The sequence below is a fragment of the Desertihabitans aurantiacus genome (assembly GCF_003344635.1).
Classification (GTDB): domain Bacteria; phylum Actinomycetota; class Actinomycetes; order Propionibacteriales; family Propionibacteriaceae; genus Desertihabitans; species Desertihabitans aurantiacus.
This window is the reverse complement of the sequence record NZ_QPKK01000300.1, coordinates 1-4,234: the sequence shown is the minus strand read 5'-3', so window position 1 is coordinate 4,234 and position 4,234 is coordinate 1. Positions and strand designations below refer to the sequence as shown.

Below are 4,234 nucleotides of genomic sequence, written 5' to 3'. Positions count from 1 at the left end.
CGGTCCACGACGACCCGTCCCACCACCGGTGGCCCCCGCCGCCGGCGGGGTCGGGGTACCAGCCCGGCGCGCTCACGCGTCGGCGACGTCGCTGATCGGGGTCGGCGAGTCGGGACGGGTCTCCCGCCAGCCGTTGGTGATCGGCAGCCGCCGGTCACGCCCGAACGCCTTGAAGCTGATCTTGGTGCCCGGCGGGTACTGGCGACGCTTGTACTCGGCGCGGTCGACCATCTGCACCACCCGCTGCACCAGCTCGGCGTCGAAGCCGGCCGCCACCATCTCCGCCATCCCGGTGTCGGTGCCGACGTAGGACTCCAGCACCTCGTCCAGCAGCGGGTAGGGCGGCAGCGAGTCGCTGTCGCGCTGGCCGGGACGCAGCTCCGCGCTCGGCTCCTTGGTGATCGTGCCCTCGGGGATCGGCGGGGTCTCCCCGCGCCGTTCGGCCTCGGCGTTGCGCCACCGGGCCAGCTCCCACACCTGGGTCTTGTACACGTCCTTGATCGGGGCGAACCCGCCGACCGCGTCGCCGTAGATGGTGGAGTAGCCCACCGCCAGCTCGGTCTTGTTGCCGCAGGCCAGCACGATCGAGGGCCCGTGCTGGTTGGACTGGGCCATCCAGATCACCGCCCGGATCCGCGCCTGCAGGTTCTCCGCGGCGACCCCGTCCAGCTCGAGGGCGTCCTCGAAGGCGTCCACCATCGGCGCGATCTCGGTGGTGGTGAAGTTCAGCCCGGTCCGCCGGGCCAGCTCGGCGGCGTCGCTGCGCGAGTGCTCGCTCGACCAGCGGCTCGGGTTGGAGATGCCGTAGACGTTCTCCGCGCCCAGCGCGTCGCAGGCGATGCTGGCCACCAGTGTCGAGTCGATCCCGCCCGACAGCCCCAGCCACACCTTCTCGATGCCGTTCTTGGTGCAGTAGTCGCGCAGCCCCAGCACCAGTGCGTGGTGGATCTCGGCCATCGGCTCGAGCCGGTCGAAGTGCTGCGGCTCGACCGGGGTGGACGTGGGCTCGCGCTCCTCGCTGACCGGGCCCAGGTCGAGGTGGCGGCGGATGCTCATCCCGCTCGCCCCGGTCTCGGCGCGCTCCTCGGTGGCGGTGCCCGCCGGCAGCTGCAGGTCGACGACCACCAGCGTCTCCACGAACTGCGGGCCGCGGGTCAGCACGTCACCGTCCGCGTCGACCACCATGGTGTCGCCGTCGAAGACCAGCTCGTCCTGTCCGCCGACGAGGTTGACGTAGGCCAGCGTGCAGCCGGCCTCCCGGGCGCGGCGCTGCACCAGCTCGAGCCGGGTGTCGTCCTTGGCGGCCTCGTAGGGGGAGGCGTTGATCACCGCGAGCAGCCCGGCCCCGGCCTCGGCGGTGGCCTGCACCGGCCCGCCGTCCTGCCACAGGTCCTCACAGATCGCCACCGCGACGTCCACCCCCCGCACCCGCACCACCTGCAGCTCGGTGCCGGGGCGGAAGTAGCGGAACTCGTCGAAGACGCCGTAGTTGGGCAGGTGGTGCTTGGCGTAGCCGGCGACCACCCGGCCGTCGTGCAGCACCGCGGCCCGGTTCTCCGGACGTCCGTCGTCGGCCCGGTCGAGGTAGCCGAGCACCACCACCAGCTCGCCCAGCCCCGCCTCGGCCAGTGTGGTGGCCAGCGTCCGGGCGGCCTGCACGCTCGCCTCCACGAAGCTGGTACGCAGCGCCAGGTCCTCCACCGGGTAGCCGGTCAGGGCCATCTCGGGCAGCAGCACCAGGTCGGCACCGGCCTCGGCGGCCTGCCGGCACCAGTCGACCACCGCCTCGGCGTTGCGGGCGATGGCTCCGACGCCTGCGTTCATCTGGACCAGGGCGACTCTCAGCTCGGGCACGCGGTCAGCGTAGCGATCCGCGGGCCGCCTCCCGGCAGCGCCGGGCCAGCGCGCGGGCTCCGGCGAGGGAGGTTCGTCACGGTTCGCGGCGTCGGGCAAGATGTCGCCCATGGACAAGCAGATGGAGTTCGTGTTGCGCACGATCGAGGAGCGCGACGTCCGCTTCGTCCGTCTCTGGTTCACCGACGTGCTCGGTTTCCTCAAGTCGGTGGCGATCGCGCCGGCCGAGCTCGAGGGCGCCTTCAACGAGGGGATCGGCTTCGACGGGTCCGCGATCGAGGGGTTCGCGCGGATCCAGGAGGCCGACATGGTGGCCCACCCCGACCCGTCCACCTTCCAGCTGCTGCCCTGGCGCGACCAGGTGCAGGGGACGGCCCGGATGTTCTGCGACATCCGGCTGCCCGACGGCTCGCCCTCCTACGCCGACCCGCGGTTCGTGCTCAAGCGGGCGCTGGACAAGGCCGCCGACCAGGGCTTCACCTTCTACACCCACCCCGAGGTCGAGTTCTTCCTGCTCGAGAACGACATCGTCCCCGGCCAGCCGCCCACCCCGGTCGACTCCTCGGGCTACTTCGACCACACCCCGCACGGCACCAGCAGCGACTTCCGCCGCCGGGCGATCACCATGCTGGAGCAGATGGGCATCTCGGTGGAGTTCTCCCACCACGAGCACGCCCCGGGCCAGCAGGAGATCGACCTGCGCTACGCCGACGCGCTCACCATGGCCGACAACATCATGACCTTCCGGGTGGTGATCAAGGAGGTCGCGATGGCCGAGGGCATGCGGGCCTCCTTCATGCCCAAGCCGTTCACCGAGCACGCCGGCTCGGGCATGCACACCCACGTCTCGCTGTTCGAGGGTGACAGCAACGCCTTCTACGACGCCTCCGACGAGTACCACCTCTCGACCACCGCCCGGCAGTTCATCGCCGGCGTCCTGCACCACGGTGCGGAGATCAGCGCGGTGACCAACCAGTGGGTGAACTCCTACAAGCGGCTGGCCGGCGGGGGAGAGGCCCCCACCCACATCAGCTGGGGCCGCAACAACCGCTCCGCCCTGGTCCGGGTGCCGATGTACAAGCCGTCGAAGAGCTCCTCGGCCCGCGTCGAGATCCGCTCCATCGACTCCGCCGCCAACCCCTACCTGGCCTACGCGGTGGTGCTCAGCGCCGGCCTGGCCGGCATCCAGCAGCAGATGGAGCTGCCGGAGGAGACGGCCGAGGACGTCTGGTCGATGACCGAGCGGGAGCGTCGCGCGCTGGGCATCGGCTCGCTGCCGCGCAACCTCGACGAGGCGGTGCGGATCATGGAGGGCTCGGAGCTGGTCGCGGAGACCCTCGGCGAGCACGTCTTCGACTACTTCCTGCGCAACAAGCGCAACGAGTTCGAGTCCTACCGGTCCCAGGTGACGCCGTGGGAGCTCAACAGCCTGCTGCCGGTGCTCTGAGCCGTGTGCGGACCGCCGGCCTGCGGTTCCCGCTGCGGCTGGTCCGCGACGGCCTGGAGCTGACGCTCACCTCCCGCGAGGCGCTCGAGCTCGAGGTCGACGCCCTCGGCGACTGGACCCACGACTACCGCTGCACCGACGCCGACGGCACCCGGCTGCGGCTGGTGGTGTGGCAGCACACCTGGTTGTTCGCCGCCCCCGTCGACCGCGGCTGGCACCCGGGCCGGCTGACCGTCGTCGAGGGCACCAACGACCAGGGCCGGGTGCTGGCCGAGCGCTCCGACGGACGTCTGCACCGGCTGGTCGAGCTGGAGCCCAACGGGCACCACACCCCGCTGCCGAACTGGCCGCAGCCGCTGCCGGCCGACGCCGGCCTGGGTCTGCAGCCGTCTACGGTGGCGCCGCGGGCCTTCGACCGGTTCTGGACGCTGTGCACCCAGGCCCGCCCGCACCGCCGCTACCGCACCGGCTGGTGGGGCCGGCTGGGTCTCGGCGACCGCGCCGGCTAGCGCCGACCCACCGGTCGACGGGCGCGCCGTGGTCGAGGACGTAGGCCGCGAGCAGGGCGCGGACGTCCTCGTCGCACCCGCCCCCGGACGCGGCCACCCGGGCGGTGCCGGCCAGCCAGTCAGCCACCTGCACCCGCGGGTCGAGGCGGGAGTCCACCCCGGCCCGGATCGTCAGACGCAGGCCGGGGCGGCACCGGCGCAGCCGCGACTCGAGGGCCCGGATCCGGGCGCCGTTGAGGGTGGACTGCTCGTCGTGCAGCACGACCAGCTCCTCGACGCCGTCGGCCCAGTGCTCGACGGCGCACGCCACCGCGGGCAGCACCGGGGCGAGCAGCGGGACCCCGCCCGGGTCCGTCGCGGCGGCCGCACGCATCGCCACCGCCCGGTCACGGCCGCCGGCCAGCGGGGCGAGCCGCTCCACCAG

Annotated in this window: 4 protein-coding genes; 2 read left to right on the top strand and 2 right to left on the bottom strand. The window is 72.5% G+C overall.

The features are described from left to right. Together DVA66_RS22150 and DVA66_RS17690 are read right to left on the bottom strand one after the other, a co-directional pair. Positions 1-76: DUF2510 domain-containing protein (locus DVA66_RS22150; RefSeq protein WP_408608931.1), on the bottom strand; the 76-nt coding region annotated here is incomplete at its 3' end. Beyond that, on the bottom strand, positions 73-1,854 hold the full coding sequence (locus DVA66_RS17690; protein ID WP_114561235.1) for an NAD+ synthase: 1,782 nt from the start codon (positions 1,852-1,854) through the stop codon (positions 73-75). The genes DVA66_RS17690 and DVA66_RS22150, both read right to left, overlap by 4 nt. Positions 1,855-1,963: 109 nt before the next feature. On the opposite strand from DVA66_RS17690, the gene glnA reads away from it, so the two are divergent. Beyond that, on the top strand, positions 1,964-3,301 hold the full coding sequence (glnA, locus tag DVA66_RS17685) for a type I glutamate--ammonia ligase (RefSeq protein ID WP_114561234.1): 1,338 nt from the start codon (positions 1,964-1,966) through the stop codon (positions 3,299-3,301). A 5-nt stretch (positions 3,302-3,306) separates the two neighbouring features. Next, complete coding sequence (locus DVA66_RS17680; protein WP_114561233.1) at positions 3,307-3,810, top strand: hypothetical protein; 504 nt, start codon at positions 3,307-3,309, stop codon at positions 3,808-3,810. The last annotated feature ends 424 nt before the right edge of the window (positions 3,811-4,234 follow it).